The organism is Ravibacter arvi, assembly GCF_039540405.1.
GTDB lineage: Bacteria > Bacteroidota > Bacteroidia > Cytophagales > Spirosomataceae > Ravibacter > Ravibacter arvi.
Map to the genome: position 1 here is coordinate 1 of NZ_BAABEY010000001.1, position 17511 is coordinate 17511.

General features: G+C 45.9%; 10 protein-coding genes. 6 read left to right on the top strand and 4 right to left on the bottom strand.

What is annotated here, in order from left to right; all coding sequences use genetic code 11:
• Together ABD852_RS00005 and ABD852_RS00010 are read right to left on the bottom strand one after the other, a co-directional pair.
• The coding region (locus ABD852_RS00005) for a hypothetical protein (RefSeq protein ID WP_345025914.1) at positions 1-312 on the bottom strand (312 nt) is incomplete at its 3' end.
• 1207 nt (positions 313-1519) lie between these two features.
• Complete coding sequence (locus ABD852_RS00010; protein WP_345026249.1) at positions 1520-1819, bottom strand: sensor histidine kinase; 300 nt, start codon at positions 1817-1819, stop codon at positions 1520-1522.
• A gap of 1632 nt (positions 1820-3451) precedes the next feature.
• Here ABD852_RS00010 and ABD852_RS00015 point away from each other — a divergent pair.
• The 6 genes from ABD852_RS00015 to ABD852_RS00040 all read left to right on the top strand — a co-directional run bounded on the left by ABD852_RS00015 (position 3452) and on the right by ABD852_RS00040 (position 15319).
• Positions 3452-4381 (top strand): pentapeptide repeat-containing protein, encoded by a 930-nt coding sequence (locus ABD852_RS00015; protein ID WP_345025915.1) that lies wholly within the window; start codon positions 3452-3454, stop codon positions 4379-4381.
• 69 nt (positions 4382-4450) lie between these two features.
• A complete protein-coding gene (locus ABD852_RS00020) occupies positions 4451-4603 on the top strand; it encodes an ATP-binding cassette domain-containing protein (protein WP_345025916.1) in 153 nt (50 codons plus the stop codon).
• A gap of 935 nt (positions 4604-5538) precedes the next feature.
• Positions 5539-8952, top strand: a complete 3414-nt coding sequence (locus tag ABD852_RS00025; RefSeq protein WP_345025917.1) for a hypothetical protein — start codon at positions 5539-5541, stop codon at positions 8950-8952.
• 62 nt (positions 8953-9014) lie between these two features.
• Positions 9015-11456, top strand: coding sequence for a T9SS type A sorting domain-containing protein (locus ABD852_RS00030; RefSeq protein WP_345025918.1), 2442 nt, complete (start codon positions 9015-9017; stop codon positions 11454-11456).
• 193 nt (positions 11457-11649) lie between these two features.
• A complete protein-coding gene (locus tag ABD852_RS00035) occupies positions 11650-12267 on the top strand; it encodes a LuxR C-terminal-related transcriptional regulator (RefSeq protein WP_345025920.1) in 618 nt (205 codons plus the stop codon).
• Positions 12242-15319, top strand: a complete 3078-nt coding sequence (locus tag ABD852_RS00040) for a ligand-binding sensor domain-containing protein (RefSeq protein ID WP_345025921.1) — start codon at positions 12242-12244, stop codon at positions 15317-15319. The genes ABD852_RS00035 and ABD852_RS00040 overlap by 26 nt, the downstream gene beginning before the upstream one ends.
• A 78-nt stretch (positions 15320-15397) precedes the next feature.
• Here the strand turns inward: ABD852_RS00040 and ABD852_RS23015 are convergent, their stop codons facing one another.
• A complete protein-coding gene (locus tag ABD852_RS23015) occupies positions 15398-15529 on the bottom strand; it encodes a glycine cleavage system protein H (RefSeq protein WP_425568742.1) in 132 nt (43 codons plus the stop codon).
• Between the two features lie 1200 nt (positions 15530-16729).
• Positions 16730-17500 carry a nucleotidyltransferase domain-containing protein gene (locus ABD852_RS00045; RefSeq protein ID WP_345025923.1) on the bottom strand — a complete coding sequence of 257 codons (771 nt, stop codon included), beginning with the start codon at positions 17498-17500 and terminating at the stop codon, positions 16730-16732.
• Positions 17501-17511: the final 11 nt, after the last annotated feature.

Here is a 17511-nt window from a genome sequence, read left to right on the forward strand (position 1 = left end):
ACTGCCCATTGTACCGTCCGTAAATTCAGGGTTGATCGTTACGGTACGGAGCGGGTAAGTAGTGGTCATAGTTTCCTCTATTATCATCCGACCGGCCGTGGAGCGTGCTCTGCCGGTTTTCCCCGCAGGAAGGTCTGACGGGAAATACGTCTCATTAAAGGGCTCCGAAAAGCGGAAAGTGCTTGTTCCGCCCGCCAGGTTAGGGCAGGGCTGCGCTTCTACGGATGCAAATGAAACCAGCAAAAGGCATATCAGGATGAGCTTACCCAGCTGCCGGCTTTTCCTAAGGGGGCGTTGGAAAAAGTTGGTCATTGGAATTAATTGTTTAAATTTCAGTTGTTCGGATAGGTACTTTTAAAATCATTCAGTGCGCGAGGCAGCAGAATGTACAATCATGCATAGCGTGACGACGGGATAAGTTTCTCTGAGGAATGCGCTATATCCATAATGTCATGGTGTAAAAGAAGCGCCAGCCTGGCCGCCTTCCTGAGGGGGAGCAGTTTTATGTCATATTTTGATGTTTAAAGTGTGTTCCTGGGTAGCCTTTCTGTGTAGAATAAATTCGTATTGATGAAAGAAATTTATTCTTTTCCAAATGACGCAGCAATCCGGGATATGAAAGGGTGGAAAATTAGTCAATTATGGGTAAAAAAACTATCTTCTTTGTTATTTTCAATAATTTTAATAAGCCGGATCTAATTCGAAGCCGGCACGGAAGAGCCGATAGAAGGCACGGCTATCGTTGTTTGCTGGTTTTCAGACAGGGAAGCTTTGTTTTAACATAGACCTATAGACATTATATTTATCCTGAAGTGTTGTGCTCGACCCTATTTGTCGCCGTCTACCAGCGCTGTTGATGGAACTCTCAGTGTGAGAACCGTTCTGAAACGGGATCACCGGGTGACTTTGTGCAAATACCTGATTTGCAGGCATATGGAAGAAGAGGGTTTCTCTTGTAACAATATCGGGCGCGGACCGCAAACCGCGCTCACAGCGGAAAGATATCTGTCGAAACCCAATACCTGATGGGCCGGCGACATCACATCTATAAAATGCTGGAAGGGACAAAGGATAAGGGCGGCCTTGTCATGGATTGCTGTGGCAGATCCATCATTAGCTGGCGGGCTGAGCGCGCAAGGCTGTGACATCGAGCTATTAATTCAGGATGCTCTTTTTGAGCGTTTCGGAACTTGTCAACCTGACCCGAATCAGCTGCAATTCTTGCACGACAATGGACCGGAATACCTGGAGAAAAAATTGCAAGAATGCTTAAAAGACTGGAAAATATAAAGTTGTCACGCCATTGTATTTCCCTCAGTCCAACGGAATGTGCGAAGCCCTGAATGGCACCTTGAAAAGAGAAAATCCATCCTCAGTAATCAGTTAGATACAAGCGTGGGTTGATGAATACAATAATTTCGCACCGCATTCAGCGCCCAACATGAAAACACCAAAAGAATATAATAACTTCAAAATCGCCGCATAAACGATCTAGTTTTTAAACGGAAAGAGCATTGGCTCATATCTCCTTGTTACGGTTCACCGTCGCCGAAACATCGATCCTTACACCTACACCGGCCTGTCTACCAGAATGGAAGTGTACAGCGCCCTTCAACAGCATCACCCTGTTCTGTATATTAAGCAGGCCACTACCGACGACTGTATTATTGGTATCAAAACCATTTCCATTGTCACTGTAATACAACAGGAGCCTGTCAGACTTGCTTTCAAGGGTTATATGCACCTGTGTAGCTGCCGCATGTTTTATGGTGTTTTGCAATAACTCCTGCTGGATGCGGTACAGGTTGATTTCAATAATCTTCCCAAATCACGAGGGATATCCTTGACAGATATTGAAATGTCCAGGGGGCTTCTCTTCTGCGACTGCTGCCCTATCAGCTCAAAAGCTCCTGCTAGCTCAAGTTCGATCAGGAGGATGCGAAGGTAGCCTCGTTCCAGACTGTTCCGGCCGATTTCGGCGTGAGCGTAATTGACGCCTTACAAGAAAATTCATTTTTTAGCTCACTTACGCTGAAAATTCTGAATGGGCCATTCGGTGAAGCCGAAGAGGACCAACTAACCGTGCCATTGCCCATACAAGGCTTGACTTGCAGAGTAAAGGACTCGGTTAAGCAAATCGTGTTCCGGCTGACGCTAAAGCTACCTGTGCATGATTGACCATATATCGGCGTTTTATTACATAAGGCGGCTGTAATAAGGAGTGGTATAACAAATTTCATATAAATTGAAGATTTGCAGTGTGAAAAAGATATAACATGAGTTTAGCAGACCTGCTTGTGGAAAGAAAGCAAGTGGTCTGCCGGGTAACAAAGTTGGTTAGTCGTTAAATGCGTTTCAATACCAAGACCAGGGTATATTTGCTTGAAAAACTACGCGAATTTCATTCGAATCTTACACTTTGCCGAGATGAACAGAGGTCGTCCTGTTTAGCAGTGCAGTCAGTTACATAAGTTGATATAAAGTGGGGTAATTTTTGCCCCAACAGCTAAGAGATACTGATTAGATATATCCCACTTTCTGTTGCTATCGCTATAAAAAACCGGTTGTCTTATGAAAGAATTAAAACCCATCTCAAAAAAAAACGGTAAAGAGCTATTCGGCTTATCATGGTGCAGAGGAAGCCTTCATTTAGCCTCTGACCGGAGAAGCGGATCCAAATCAAAAACTGCGAACTCACTTTTTCCGGTGCGTTTGTGCCTTATTGGTTGGCCTTTTTTGGGTATAGCCCAAGTATTTCTTCAAATTGACCCAAGAGCGTGATGCGCTACTGTAGCCCAGAAGCCGGGCAATTCCCGAAAGAGGTTGTCGTTCTTTCAATAGTTTCATCGCGTTTTTCAATCTCGATTCGCCTAGATAAAGTATAGACGGGAGTCCAATAGTAGATTTTGAAATGTTTCAGCAGATAATTTTCATTACCGTCTGATCAAAGTGTAGAGTGAGAAAATACCTCCTTTCCGTGGTTATCCGCTTGCAAGGTGATCAAGATGTATTTTAACGTGGTTTGAAGCATAAGCATCCAGATGATTCAGTTCAGGATCCCGAGCGCTTTGGTTTGCGAAACGATTTCTCTTTCATGGAGAAGCGCGTCCAGTGTCTAATGTGGCGAGGTCCTAATGTCTTCGACTACGACCCCGATGGGTATCAGAAGCCCAGCGGGTTGATCTGCCTATGAAATGCATGATAGTCTGTATTGTGTTCCAAAGTGAAAGGAGTTTTCGATTTTTACGAAATAAATCAGTTTTCTCAGAAATCTACAAAATTTACGAGTAGGAGCGCTGGAATCGTCGGGTTTTTCACTAAAACCACGCTTTGTCGACAAATAACAACCAAGAATAGCGTCAATACAACCAAGAGTAGTCGCATTTTTGCAGACCAGTCAACGCCTCCAATATAGTTTTGCGATGTCAAAAAAAACAAAACACAAAACAGTATGGAAAGTAAGGTAATAGGCGAAAAAATAGCCAAAGCAAGAAAAGAGAAAAATATGTCGCAGGCGCAACTCGCCCTGCAAATATTCATAAGCCCGCAGGCAGTCGGGAAATGGGAACGCGGCGAGTCAATGCCCGACATTACTACATTTGATAGGCTAGCGGAGATTTTAGGGGTAGATCTCAATTATTTTTCTGAAAAAGCGCCGTCTATGACCGCCGGAATATCTAATGTGAGCGTGCCGGCAAGCCAACCCGCTTCTGTAATGGAGAATGCCGCCGGTTCCAACGACCGTCAGGTGCTGATAAACCTTACTGCGGCGGACCTGCAAGAAAGCGATTTTGCAGGTGTTGTTTTGCGCGAAGGTAAATTCAAAGCCAGTTCGCTACGCGGGGCAGACTTCTCCAATGCCGACCTGACCGGCAGCTCATTTGATGCCACAGACGCACGTGAAGCCAATTTTAATGGTGCAAATCTGACGGAGTGCACCTTTTCGGGTACAGACCTTAACGGTGTAAGCTTTGGAAAATCCGTTCTTGTACGTACGACCTTGAACATGTCGGGCCAGGGCGCAAAGTTTGTTGACGCAAACTTGGTGGATGTGAAACTGGTCAAAACAGACCTCAGAAAAGCAATCTTTCAGAACTGTACTTTTATGGGGGTAGATTTCAGCTACTGCGATTTGCGCGGGATCGATTTCAATGGCCAAACCTTCGATGGTGTCCGGTTTGATAAGTCTGCTCTAAACGATGTATCCTTCAAGGGCGCGACGCTCAGAAATGTATCTTTTACAGTACCTTTTTCCTTGACAAACAAATCACACCTGGCGCTGAAAACCATCGATTTCGACGGGGCTACTATGGACAAGCTCACTTACCTGGCGCTCAAAGGCCTAATGGTCGTCGATTTGTCAAACGTTACGATCCTCTAGCCGAAAGTAATCATACAAAAACTGGCAATACAAGTTGAGGGATTGCAAAAGTCCTCCAAAGGGTTTTCTGTGCTCAAAGAAGTATATTTTGCGGTGGAAAGGGGAGGGGGCTTCGCATTGCCGGGCACCGATGGGTCAGGAAAAACGACGATCGTCAAAATTCTTACCACCCTACTTAAACCAGATAACGGAAAGGCTCCGTCAGGCCATCAGTCTTACTGACCAGTTTGTCGTCGTGGATGAAATGCTTACCGGGCGGGAGAACCTGATCTCTGATCGCGCGGCTCCGAAATCTTCAAAATCCGCGTCAAATCGCTGACGATCTGCTGCATCGCTTCGGACTGAATTATACCGCTGGATGGCATCCACCTACCCAGGTGGTATGAGTTGAAGGCTCGACGTTGCGATGAGTCTGGTTGGGCAATTCTCAGTTCGTATTTCTAGACGAGCCAACGTCCGGTCTTGATCCGGAGGCCCGATTGCGGGCGGCATCGGTCTTGCGTATCTCTATTATCAGCAAAGCTGCTTTTTTTAGACCAGATACGAGGCGATCCTGATCGAGCAACAACAGTTCCTTGCTCAATCGTAAAGTAGGGCTCTTTAGGGAAGCCTGCTGATACGTTAACAGTAATTACTAAAGGACCTGCATGGATAGAAAGATCAGCGATGAGGTCAAAGTGAAGTTCTATAAACAACGCTCGACGGGTGCCAGGAATTTAACAAAGCATGAAACCTATAGTATTTTATTTTAACCAGATATCTGCAGATTAAAAGGAGGCAGCGATGCCTTCAGTATACCAAAATCTTGGTATTGAATGTCGTCCCGGTCCCAAATAGCTTTGTACATAATTCTATGTCAAAAAGCTTTTCATCAATAGAATATAAACTTTTTACACCAATCAAGCCGACCTGGAGAAACTAAAGTGTCTCATGATTTCGTGTTGGTACCAAACCACGATAAGATCACTTCTTAGTCATAAAAGAGTTAATATCTCGAGATTTTTTTACCCTAAAATCTCCCCAAACGTACAAAAATATGAGCTTATCTTTTGTAAGGGGGCGATCACTTTACAATACACGGATGATAACCGTTTGTGAAGTAACAGATCGAAATTAAATATCCGGTAGTAAGGAGTCACATTTTAAAACTTCAAATAATGAAAAGGCAATTTTCCTCCACATTGTATCTATTCCTACTGCTTTTAGCGTATATGGATGTCTACGCTCAAACATTCACCCTCGCTACTCCTGCTGGCAGTGACACGTATGGGACGAGCATCACCGTTCTTACAAATGGCAATTACGTGATCGCCGACCCCACCTGGCGCCACCCTTCCAATAACTATCGGGTCGGAGCTGTATACTTGTACAGCGGAAAAACTCATGCGCTGATCAGCACACTTACCGGTGAGTATAATGATGACAGGGTGGGATCCGGTGGAGTGGTGGCGCTAAGTAACGGTAATTATGTTGTACTCAGCCCCAATCGGAATGGCGGTACAGGTGCTGCAACCTGGGGGAATGGCACGACAGGTATTTCCGGTATCGTAGGTTCCTGGAACTCCCTGATCGGAACTAACACTTCTGACAGAATTGGATCCAAGGGTTGTGTTGCCCTGAGCAATGGCAATTATCTGATAATCAGCCCAAATTGGAAAAATGGTTCCGCCAGTAATGCCGGAGCAGTCACATGGGGCAGCGGCACCACGGGTATTTCCGGTATAGTAGGGCCTGACAACTCCCTGGTGGGTAGTACGTCCGGGGATTTAGTTGGCAATGACGGTTCTATCCAGTTAAGTAACGGAAATTATGTCGTAGTTAGTAATACCTGGGACAATGGCCCCGCCACGGATGCAGGCGCGGTTACTTGGGGTGACGGCACAAATGGTATTTCCGGCGTCGTGGGTATTACCAATTCGTTGGTAGGAAGCAGTGCAAACGACAGGATTGGCCATAATCCTGGTGGAACCGGAACTCCGAGTGTTATTATTTTAAATAATGGTCATTACGTAGTGCGAAGTCAAACCTGGGACAATGGCACTACTGCTGATGCTGGTGCAGTCACCTGGGGCAATGGTACTACGGGTATTTCCGGTATGGTAAGCCCAGGCAATTCCCTGGTAGGAAGTGCTGTTGGAGATAATGTCGGTAGGGTCATAATAGCGCTTGCCAATGGAAACTACGTAGTGTGCAGCAGTAATTGGGATCATGGCCCACTCACCGATGTTGGTGCTGTAACCTGGGGCGACGGTACCGCTGGCATTTCCGGTGCAGTGAGCTCGAGCAATTCCCTCGTAGGAAGTTCAGTTGGAGATAATGTAGGGAGCGGAGCGGTGGCCCTGACCAACGGAAATTATGTAGTAAGAAGCCCTTCCTGGAGAAATGGAGATATCGCTACAGCCGGCGCAGTGACCTGGCGGCGGGGAGACATTGCCACCTCTGGTATTGTTAGCACTGCTAATTCACTGGTGGGAAGCACTGCCAGCGACTTGGTGGGTCTTGGTGTTGTAGCGTTGAGTAATGGTAACTATGTGGTAAGCAGTGAGCTTTGGAACAATGGAGATGCTTCAGCCGCCGGGGCAGCCACTTGGGGCAACGGTACTACCGGAACCGTTGGCGTGGTGGGCTCTGACAACTCATTGGTGGGTGGTAAATATCTTGATAAAGTAGGCAAAATAGACCCTGTAACAGGTTTAGGGGTTATCGCGCTCAGTAACGGACATTATGTGGTCAGAAGTCCGGATTGGGATAACGGTGATGTGGAAGATGCGGGTGCGGTCGCTTGGGGCAATGGCATTACCGGTACCAGCGGCATCATCAATTCCAGTAATTCGTTAATCGGGAATACTGCCTATGACCGGATAGGAAACGTAACCAAAGGTGTAGTTGCCCTCAAAAATGGCAACTATTTGGTGAAAACACCCAATTGGGGCGCTGGTATCGCTTTTTCCGGAAGCGAAGGGTATGGTGCCGTAACTTGGGGAAACGGTAATGGCGGCACTACTGGTGTGATCAACGCTACCAACTCTCTCATAGGCAGCAAAAATGGTGATAGGTTGGGAGAGGATTTTATAAGCGGAGAAGGTGTTACTATCTTGAATAACGGGGATTACGTCGTGACCAGCCCCCGATGGGACAATGGCACACTCGGTCAGGTAGGGGCAGTCACCTGGGGGAATGGTACTACCGGTACTGTTGGACTCGTAAGCCCGGCCAATTCACTGGTTGGAAGTATTCCCGGGGAAATGGTAGGCTCCGGGGGCATAACTGCGCTCAGGGATGGCAATTATGTAGCAAAAAGTGCTGAATGGTCCAACTCGAGGGGTGCCCTTAGCCTTCTGGGGTATGGAGCCTTTGCCCTAACAGGCCCTATCAACACTTGTAATAGTGTAGTAGGTGGACAATATCAGGGGGTTCACTGGTCCGTCTTTGCTCATAATGAGGTACATGGATACCTGGTTGTCGGCTTCCCCCGGGAAAATAAAGTGGTGATTTACAACCGTCAAAATATTAGTCTGGCTGTTTCCAGCACCAATACAGCGGCAACAATAAGCGGCAGCGGCAGGCTGCCCTTTACTGATTCTCAGTGCCAGCTTCTCCTGTCGCTCTCTGTTGAAGGTGCTTCTATGGGCAACACGCTCGCCAAAGTATGGATTGACGATACCCAAAACGCCGCGTATGTGAAACGGCACTATGAGATCACACCTGCAACCAACACCACTACTTCTACCGCAAAAGTCACTTTGTATTTCACCCAAAGTGACTTTGACGATTTCAATCTTACGAATCAACTCAAGTTACCCGTCGGGGAAAACGACGCCGCCGGAAAAGCGAACTTACTTATTGAAAAAAGGCCGGGCAGCAGCACCGGAGACGGTACTCCTACCAGCTATAGCGGTACTCCTATCAATATCGACCCGGCCGATGAAGATATCGTTTGGAATTCAGAGCTCGATCGCTGGGAGGTGAGCTTTAACATAACTGGGTTCAGCGGTTTTTTTGTCAAGACCACACCTTCTCCCTTACCCGTGACTTTAGTCGACTTCTCTGCCGAAAAACAGGAAAATACGGTCGTGCTACGGTGGCAAACTACCGTAGAAAGCAACAGCGACCATTTTGAAATCCAACGCAGCAGCGACGCTCAAAAATGGACAGGAATCGGAAAGGTACAGGCAAAAGGCGAAAGCCAGGAGTTGACGGTCTATACATTTAATGACGGTCAACCGTTCCTGGCCGAACCGTCTCGTTCGGTCCTTTATTACCGGCTCAAAATAGCCGACAAGGATGCCAGCTCGGCTTACTCCCGTATCGCATCAGTTCGGATGGAAAATACTGCCACAATCATAATATACCCCAATCCGGCCATTGATGAAATTACCTTTAGTGGTTCAGTACATGTAAACGGCTACAGAATTCTCAATCCGGACGGACATACTATTTTGGAGAAACGCAATATAGACGTGATAAGTGGAAAAATAGCCTTACCCTTTTTACAAGCTGGATTGTACCATCTGGAATTGTATGGAAAGGGAGGATATAGGCGCACCCACAAAATTGTGATCAGCCGTTAACAGGCAATTCGCTGTGTGTAACTTATTTTCAAATCCTATCTATCCATTTAACACTTTTGACTATGAAGAACCTCCTCTTTACAATTTGTCTGGCAGGAATGGTCGCCCTGAATAACGCTTCAGCTGAAACGTTTCCAGTAAGGTTGGCAGTTGTTTATATGGATGTACCACCGGGACAAAGTGAATCACAGAAAGTTATTGCGAATCTGAAGCTGAAAAGCATACACGATGGCTATCCAAAATATTCTGCGAATGCAATAGGATTTTTCCCAGAGAGAGAGCTCTATTTTGACGGGACGCGATGGGTTTTTGTCGAGAAACCTCTTTCCGGGCCTGATATTGTCAAATGTCATAACTCTTCAGTGTCGATACGGCCTCCCACCGGGCGATGGACGAATTGCGTCTCGGTGTCTGTAGATGGCGAACAGATGTGCACGCCTCCCGAGCTTGTCGTTGAAATCAAGCGTTATACGCCTCTGGAGCAGCATGACGGTTATTATCTGACACTGGTTTCCAAATTAAATGGCACCGATGATACCAAGGCATCTTTCACATGGCTGCCCGGAGGGAAAACAGGTGAGAGCATCGAGGTACATGTTGATAAGCCAACCATTTATACTGCAACTGCCCTGCTAACCGGGTCTTGCGAAGGACTTTTAGAGATTTCTCAAACTATTCAGGTTCCGCCCCCTACCCCGGGATTGATGGCTGACGCAGGAAAAGACAATCTGGAATATTGTGGCACCAGATTACGCCTTCAAGCAAACAATCCACCTTTAGGTTGTAGCGGGTATTGGTTCGGTTCGCGATCGGAAGTGCAGGCGTTTTCGGATGACAGAGCCCCTGATTCTTTCTTTACCGGCGCTCCCGGCGAGTCGTATTCCCTGCTTTGGTATCTGACCGATGGGTATTATTCAAGTAAGGACGAAGTAATGATTTCGTTTAATAAATACAAGGCTGACGCCGGACCAGATCAGGTCGGGACTACATGCGGACCGATAGTTCTTACCGGAAATGTGAATGAGTTTGGGGTTAAAACCAAGTGGCGTATAATTAACGGTTTAGGTGGAAACCTTGAAAACGATAGCGATTTTCAAACCAAGTTTATCGGGTTCAATAACAATACATATATAATTAGGTTTACGGTTTTTGCTGATTTCTGCGTTACGGAGGATGACATAACTGTTCAATATAAAGAAAAACCATCAATTGCGTCGGCCGGTCCGGATCAACTTAAAGCGGACAAGTGTGATCTGCCCATTATTGGTCTTGCAGCCGACCAGCCACTTATCGGATTTGGCGAGTGGAGCATTGTGTCGGGTAGTGGCGGCAGTTTTACGGATCGTTCCAACCCGGCCTCGGTCTTCAAAGGAGCACCCGGTACAGCCTATGTTTTGAAATGGTCGACCACAAATCCCCCCTGTGAAGCATCCCATGATGAAGCAACTGTGAGTATTGGAAACATACCCGCTTTGTCTGTCAATGCAGATGCACAGCAAGCATTTGTTGGTGATAATATTGATTATAACCTCATCACACCGGAGTGTCGTATTATTGCGACCGTCAATGGAGTCGATCTTACGGATGGCATCAATCCTTTTTACGGGAGGGTTACGATTGACAATTCTGTTCTTAATTATGCCGGGCAACCTTGTTTGCAACGACATTTTCAATTTACAACCGGCAATAGCGCTGCTACAGCTGACGTCATACTCTACGTGAATAAAAGCGAAATGATGGCTTTCAATGCATCCAGTACCAAAAAGCTACCTGTTGACCCCTCCGATGACAAGAGTAATTTGCGAGTTTGGCAATGGCATGAAGCGAGTGCAACCGGTCCGCCTGACAAGACAATTGACCCGGATGACAATGATATCGAATGGGATGAGATGCTGGGGGCCTGGAAGATAAAATTTCCTGTCTCAGGGTTCTCATCATTTTATCTCACGGCCGAAAACGCGGCGCCGCTACCGGTCACTTTGGTCAGTTTCTCAGCAGGGCAAAATGAAAAGGGTGTGACGCTCTTCTGGCAGACCACCGAAGAAATCAACAGCGATCATTTCGAAATCCAACGCAGCAGTGATGCCAGAAATTGGACCGGTATTGGAAAGATACAGGCAAAAGGTGAAAGTCGTGGAGTAACAACCTATTCATTCATCGACAGCAATCCGGCGCCAGGTTTCGCTCCTACCTATTACAGGCTCAAAATAACAGACCGAGATGCCACCTTCATCTATTCCCGTATTATATCAATTTCGGTGGAAAATAATCCCACAATTACAGTTTTTCCAAATCCTGCGAGTCATATGGCTACTATTCGGAGCGCGGAGCCGATTTCAGGCTATGAACTGTTTTCCGGAAATGGAATGATGATAAAAGGGATGGGAATGCGAACCGCTCGCAATACGGAAATTAATCTGAGCTTTGTTCCTGCTGGTTTATACCTGCTCAGACTCAAGTTTGAAAACGGGGAAACCGTCTATAGAAAACTGGTGGTTGAGTGAACAGGCTCGGCCCGTAGAATACAGGTCTGTTTATGCGGAAAATAAAATATAAAATGGAGCTGGTTTGGCTAATGATATCGCTACTAGCCATTCTTTTAGCCATTATCGGCCTGTTGATGACATAAGGTTTTGAAAGCCAGTATTGCAAGTTCGATATCAAATATGTAGTTTTCCTCCTAACTCATACTTCTCTATGAATCGTGTACTCGTGGTCGATGATCATCGGATTTTTACAGACGGAATCTGTTTCCTGATCGGGCATACGACTGATCTGGAAGTAGCAGGAGCCCTGCATCAGGGCAAAGACGTACTCCCTTTTCTTGTGGGTCGTAAAGTCGACATTCTGTTGCTGGATATCGACATGCCGGATCAGTCCGGCTTTGACATTGCAAAAGCCGTAAAACAGCACTATCCCCACATAAAAATACTCGCACTTTCTATGATTGATGACGTCATTTCCATGGAAAGGATGTACAGCATTGGCGCAGACGGTTATTGCATCAAAAGTAGCGGTCGGGAGGAGGTTTTCAAGGGAATGCGGGTCGTTCTCGGGGGCGCTGCATTCTGGCCTGCTGCTTTTAAGAGTTTATTATCGAAGCAAACGGAAAAATTGGAAAAGTATCTGTTGAGCAAACGTGAAACAGAAATAATTCAATTGATCTGCGAAGGTGTTACTTCATTTGAAATCGCCCAAAAGCTGTACTTGAGCGTCCGGACAGTCGAGACACATAGGAAGAATATCTATCGCAAACTGGGTGTGCATAATAATATGGAACTGGCCAATTATGCACGTAAACGACTGGATCTTTAAACTCAATACCGAATTGATGCGCTGCTCCGTCGTATGGCTGATCTGGCTTTTGACCACGTTTCATGTTAACGGGCAACATACAACGGACATTGCGTCCGTTCCATCCCAAAATCATTTCTTTTTTGAGCATTTTTCCCAGGAAAGCGGGCTTTCGCAGGGTACGGTGTATGCCATCAGTAACTATGACGGTTATATGTGGTTTGGTACACAGGATGGATTGAACAGATTTGACGGGCATGTTTTCAAGACGTTCAGGGCTGGAAGGAGCTCTGGAAACTCCTTGAATAACAACTGGATTCAGACACTTCTGGCTGATAGCCAAGGCCGTCTCTGGATTGGTACGCAGGAGGGGCTCTGCTTGTATGAGGCACGAAAAGACCGTTTTCAAAGGTTCTCAAGCGTTGTAAAGAAAAATCACCCGGTCGATTCCGTCTCGGTGAAAAAGCTGCTAGAAGACCGAAGCGGCAATATCTGGATAATGACCGGTGGGCAAGGACTTTTTTGTCTCTATGTCTCCAGCGGTAAAGTGGTTTCGTATATGCAGGAAAGTGATAAACTCTACGATTTCTGTCTCGCCCCCGACGGAACGGTGTGGCTGTCGACCTATGACGAGGTGTACCGCTATGATGCTAAAAATGATCTCTTCAAAACTACTGGTATCAGGAAGAAACTGAACAAGTATCTCTCCGCGAAGTCGCTAATCCAATCCATTTTCGTGGATTCAAAAGAAAATCTCTGGGTTGGAACCTATCAGGAGGGTTTGTTTAGGCTTGACAATCCTTTGGAAAGGGGCAGGGTTTCGCATTATGTCAAAGGCACAAGTAATAAGAATATTGCCGGCAATGAAATACGCGATTTTTTGGAAGACCGTAATGGCAGGGTATGGATGGGGGTTAAGGATGCAGGGATATCAGTGTTTAATTATTCAGACGAGACGTTCGAACACGCTACCGGAGATGAAGTGCGCAGTTTATATGAAGATCATCAGGGAATTATCTGGCTTGGTCTGAGCTACAACGGCGTTAATAAATATGATCCGGCCAAACATGTGTTTAAATTTATTCGAAAGCGGGAAAGTCAGTATCAGAATGGTTCTGTTTATACTATTTATGGAAAAGGCGAGAATTTGTACATCGGAACTGCCAACAGGTTGATGATTTACCCCATCGGCGCACGTCAATCTGACAATGATCGTGGTCATCGCTTGTCAGGTGTAAATTTCGAAGTCTATAATATCTCCGAAGACAACCTAGGAAACCTGTGGATTGTATCAACCGATAAAGGTTTATACCGATTCGATGATAAAAGAGGCTACGTGCCTTACTCAAACGTAAGTGGCGCAGACCGGTTGCAATATTTTCTATATGCAGTTAAGGCACTGAAGAGTATTCCCGAAGTATGGGTAGGCGGACACCGAGGGCTGGAGAGGTTTGATTTGAAAACACTTAAGTGGAGGGATTGGGATGAAATGCCTCAGATCAAAACGGCAGCGAATTATACTGTTAGAATGATCTATGAGGATTCAGAACAAAACGTGTGGTTGGGAACGTTAGGTCATGGGTTGGTTTGCTACGACCCGAAAAAAAAGAAGCTCACTGTTTTCGATAAGAAAAACGGGCTTGTATGTGATAACATTCGAAGTGTATTACAGGATGGCACTCTCCTGTGGGTGGGGACAGATTGCGGGCTTTTTTTACTTGATATGAAGCGACTCCGGGTAATGTCACACTATTCCGAAACGACGTCTGCTCCTTTTAACTTACCTAATGAGGTCGTCTACAGTATCTTGAAGGAACCGGAAGGTGATCTATGGCTTAGCAGCAACAAGGGACTCGCGAAATTTTCGCCAAAGAAGGGAGTTCTTAAAACCTACGATGTTACAGACGGTTTGCAAAGTAATGAATTCAATACCAACTGCGCCTATAAACACACCGACGGAACAATGTATTTCGGAGGAGTAAACGGCATCTCCTATTTTAATCCGAAGGAGCTTAGAACCAATACGTTTGTCCCTCCTGTTAAAATTACGGGTATCACTGTATCCGACAGCTCGTATTCACCTAACCTCGAATTCATAACGCTTCCCTACGACCGAAACTTCGTTACCTTCGAGTTTGTCGCACTCAATTTTTCCAACACAAAAAAGAATCAATACCGATACCGCATGGAAGGTGTCGATCCCAAATGGGTACAGGCAGGTAGTCGAAGGTCTGCCAACTACACGAACCTGCAGCCGGGTAAATATATCTTCAGGGTTACAGGCAGCAATAACGACGAAGTTTGGAATAAAAAGGGGATTTCTGTGCGACTTACAATCCTGCCGCCGTGGTGGGCGACCTGGTGGTTTAAATCTGTATTGATATTGATGCTGGTCAGTGGTGTTTACGGATTGTTTAAATACCGGCTTGCTCAACAAATACAACAACGTGAAGCCGAGATACGAGGCTCGCTAATGGCCCAGGAAGCCGAACGACAACGGTTTTCACGTGAGCTTCACGACGGTGTCGGAGCCAATCTTTCGCTTTTAAAAATGTACCTATCTTCGTTCGGCGACGCCGATATTCCCTTGGCTGAACTGAAAGAACGTTCAGAAAAGCTGTTGGCGGGCTCAGTAGATGAAATCCGCCGACTGATTCATGACATGCACCCCAGAAACCTTGGATCGTTGGGGTTGGTTAAAGCAACCAATGAAATGGTACAGCTTGTAAATCTTGGCAATCAACGACAGGTCATTTTCAGAGTAGAAAATGTTCCTGATCATTTGCCTGAGGTCGTAGAGATTAATCTTTTCCGAATCATCCAGGAGCTCCTACAAAATGCAATAAAGCACTCCGAAGCACAAACGGTATGGTTGGATTTGCAATTTACTAACCAAAAACTAAGCCTTTCTTACAAGGACAACGGAAAAGGTTTTGATACCTCGTCACCTACACAGGGAAATGGATTGTTGAATATACGGAACCGGGCGACGCTATTGAAAAGTGAGCTCCACGTAAGTTCTGAAGTCGATAAAGGCACTTTCCTCCAGATATCTTTACCGTTATCTTTATAGTTACGGAAATACGCTCTAAACTGGACAGCTATTAAAAATTGTAACTGGATCAGTTGTGATTTATCAAATACTCCACACTCACATATATTTTGTTTCATACTGATCCACCAAAAGCAGCGCTTCATATTCATGCAGTGAAAAGCTTGTGGTCCGGATGATCCAACCCCCGTCGTAAGGCGCAGGGTTAAGCAAAGCAGATTGATAAATCAGGGCCTGATTTGTCTTAAACCCCTATAAAGAGGACAGATTATTCAAAAAGTTCAGCTAGTTCCATCTCGTCATCCCGGGCAGCTGTGAGGCAAAGATAGGCCGGTGGGCTGTCGTTGTCAAGGCTGTACGAAGCGGACCCCTGGCACGTATCTTGGCGGTCCGGCATATTTGTCTGTCAGCAGAAAACCATGGGTATGGCCACGAGCATCCTCAATAAAGACCCTCGCGAGGGGCCTAGCGCCAATATTTGCTAAGAAATGAACTGATGCAGAGGAATGGCAAAAAGGGGTTCCAGAATGCATGGCGAAATGAATGCTCCCGGGGTTACCGATGAGTTTTTCTAAATTAACAGTGGCTTATCAAAAAGCGCGTACCGGGGTATACAATAGCATCAGTTCATTATTCAGGCGCTTTCGTTTCAACGACTGCTCGATTATCTATCGGATTGGTTAATTTCAGTTGACTGCGCCATTCTGTCAAAAAAAGATAAAATGGAATCAAATGTTCGATAGAGATTTCTTTCTCTCTACTCATGGTGTTGTAAATGAGTGAGTTATAAATAAACTACACTTTCTTACACACAAAAGAGCCCTGAACAAACAGTTCGGGGCTCTTTTGTTTTACTTCTGAACATACCAAGCATTCCCCAAACTTGGAGAAGGGTAGAGGTCAAACTTTCGATAAACCTACCCTTGTCCAATTTTGGACAGGCATACTTAACTCTGTTAACTGCTCACCGAATTGCTCACCAAAAATTTGGGCTTTTAGGAACAATTTGATGAACGGCGAACAATAAAAAAGCCTGTAAATCAACGATTTACAGGCTTTTGATGCTTTTTGATTTGATTCTCAGCGGGCTGGGCGGGAGTGTGATCGAACCTATGGTGCCGTTGCTAGTGTTTCTGGATGAGTTGGAATTGGGGTAATATTTGTGGTGGTGTGTCAGGCAAACTCATTTCGAATGATATAGGCGGAATAGCTAATGTTAACCTCTGTTTTTGCTTTTTGTAGTCGTTTTGGGGAAACAAGTTTTAGCGTTTTTGACAGCCTTATACCAGGAGAGTCTGAGAGCTGGGTTTGCCTCTGCATCCCGGAATAGGATGGTCCGTCGGCCGGATCTTGACTCAGAGATGAGCACGAAGGCGAACCACAATGCTAACAGTTCATAGTTACATGTACCTGAGACTCTATGATATCACACTACATCCACACCCTCTCTAGCGTCTGCCTAAATACTTCATTAAGCTTTTCCGTGTCAGGCTGATTTTGTGGTCCTAACCCCCTGACGTACTCCGTGTAGAATTGGATCTTTTGTTCAAGAAAACTGTTCAGTACCTGAATTTTCGGTTCCTCATCCAGTTCCTCCCCTGACACTTTTCTGTTAAGCAGGTTCCGGATTTCATTCTCAACACCCGTATCTATCACCTGACTGTCGAGGAGCTTTTGAAACTCCATAGGAGCCATGGAGTTGGTTTTCCTGATCCAATCGCAGGCAAGTATCGGACGCAATACGTAGAAGTATTTCTTCACGCGTACCTTCTCCCCCTGCAAATACGTCTTGTAATTGCCTTCGGCCATATGCAGGTAATGATACAAACAGGATTTCGGGTTAAAATACATCTCCGTCAACTCCCGAAGCCTTTCAGCAAAGAAACCACGTTGCCAATAGACCATCGGACTTCTCAACCACTCCAGCATAGCAGGATTTGATTTTCGAAAAAGACGCAAGGCCTTCTTCAGTTCCCACCCGGCCAGATCGATATCGTTGGGCAGTATTTCCTCCTGGCTATCCTTTTTGTCGTCGATGTCCAAATACCATTCAGGCTGATGAACATACATGTATCGCACATCCCAATCGCTGTCAACGGATGCGAAACCCCAAGCCCGGCTGCCGCTTTCGACAGCATAGAGGATTTTGATAGCATGTTGCTGTTCGAGGCGTAGAAGCTCCCTTTTTATTTCTTCTGTCATCACTTGCGGTA

What these genes read in the sequence shown, in the direction of transcription:
- ABD852_RS00015 (WP_345025915.1), top strand. Translation starts at nt 3,452, where the DNA reads ATGGAAAGTAAGGTAATAGGCGAAAAAATAGCCAAAGCAAGAAAAGAG.
- ABD852_RS00025 (WP_345025917.1), top strand. Translation starts at nt 5,539, where the DNA reads ATGAAAAGGCAATTTTCCTCCACATTGTATCTATTCCTACTGCTTTTA.
- ABD852_RS00030 (WP_345025918.1), top strand. Translation starts at nt 9,015, where the DNA reads ATGAAGAACCTCCTCTTTACAATTTGTCTGGCAGGAATGGTCGCCCTG.
- ABD852_RS00035 (WP_345025920.1), top strand. Translation starts at nt 11,650, where the DNA reads ATGAATCGTGTACTCGTGGTCGATGATCATCGGATTTTTACAGACGGA.
- ABD852_RS00040 (WP_345025921.1), top strand. Translation starts at nt 12,242, where the DNA reads ATGCACGTAAACGACTGGATCTTTAAACTCAATACCGAATTGATGCGC.
- ABD852_RS00045 (WP_345025923.1), bottom strand. Translation starts at nt 17,500, where the DNA reads ATGACAGAAGAAATAAAAAGGGAGCTTCTACGCCTCGAACAGCAACAT.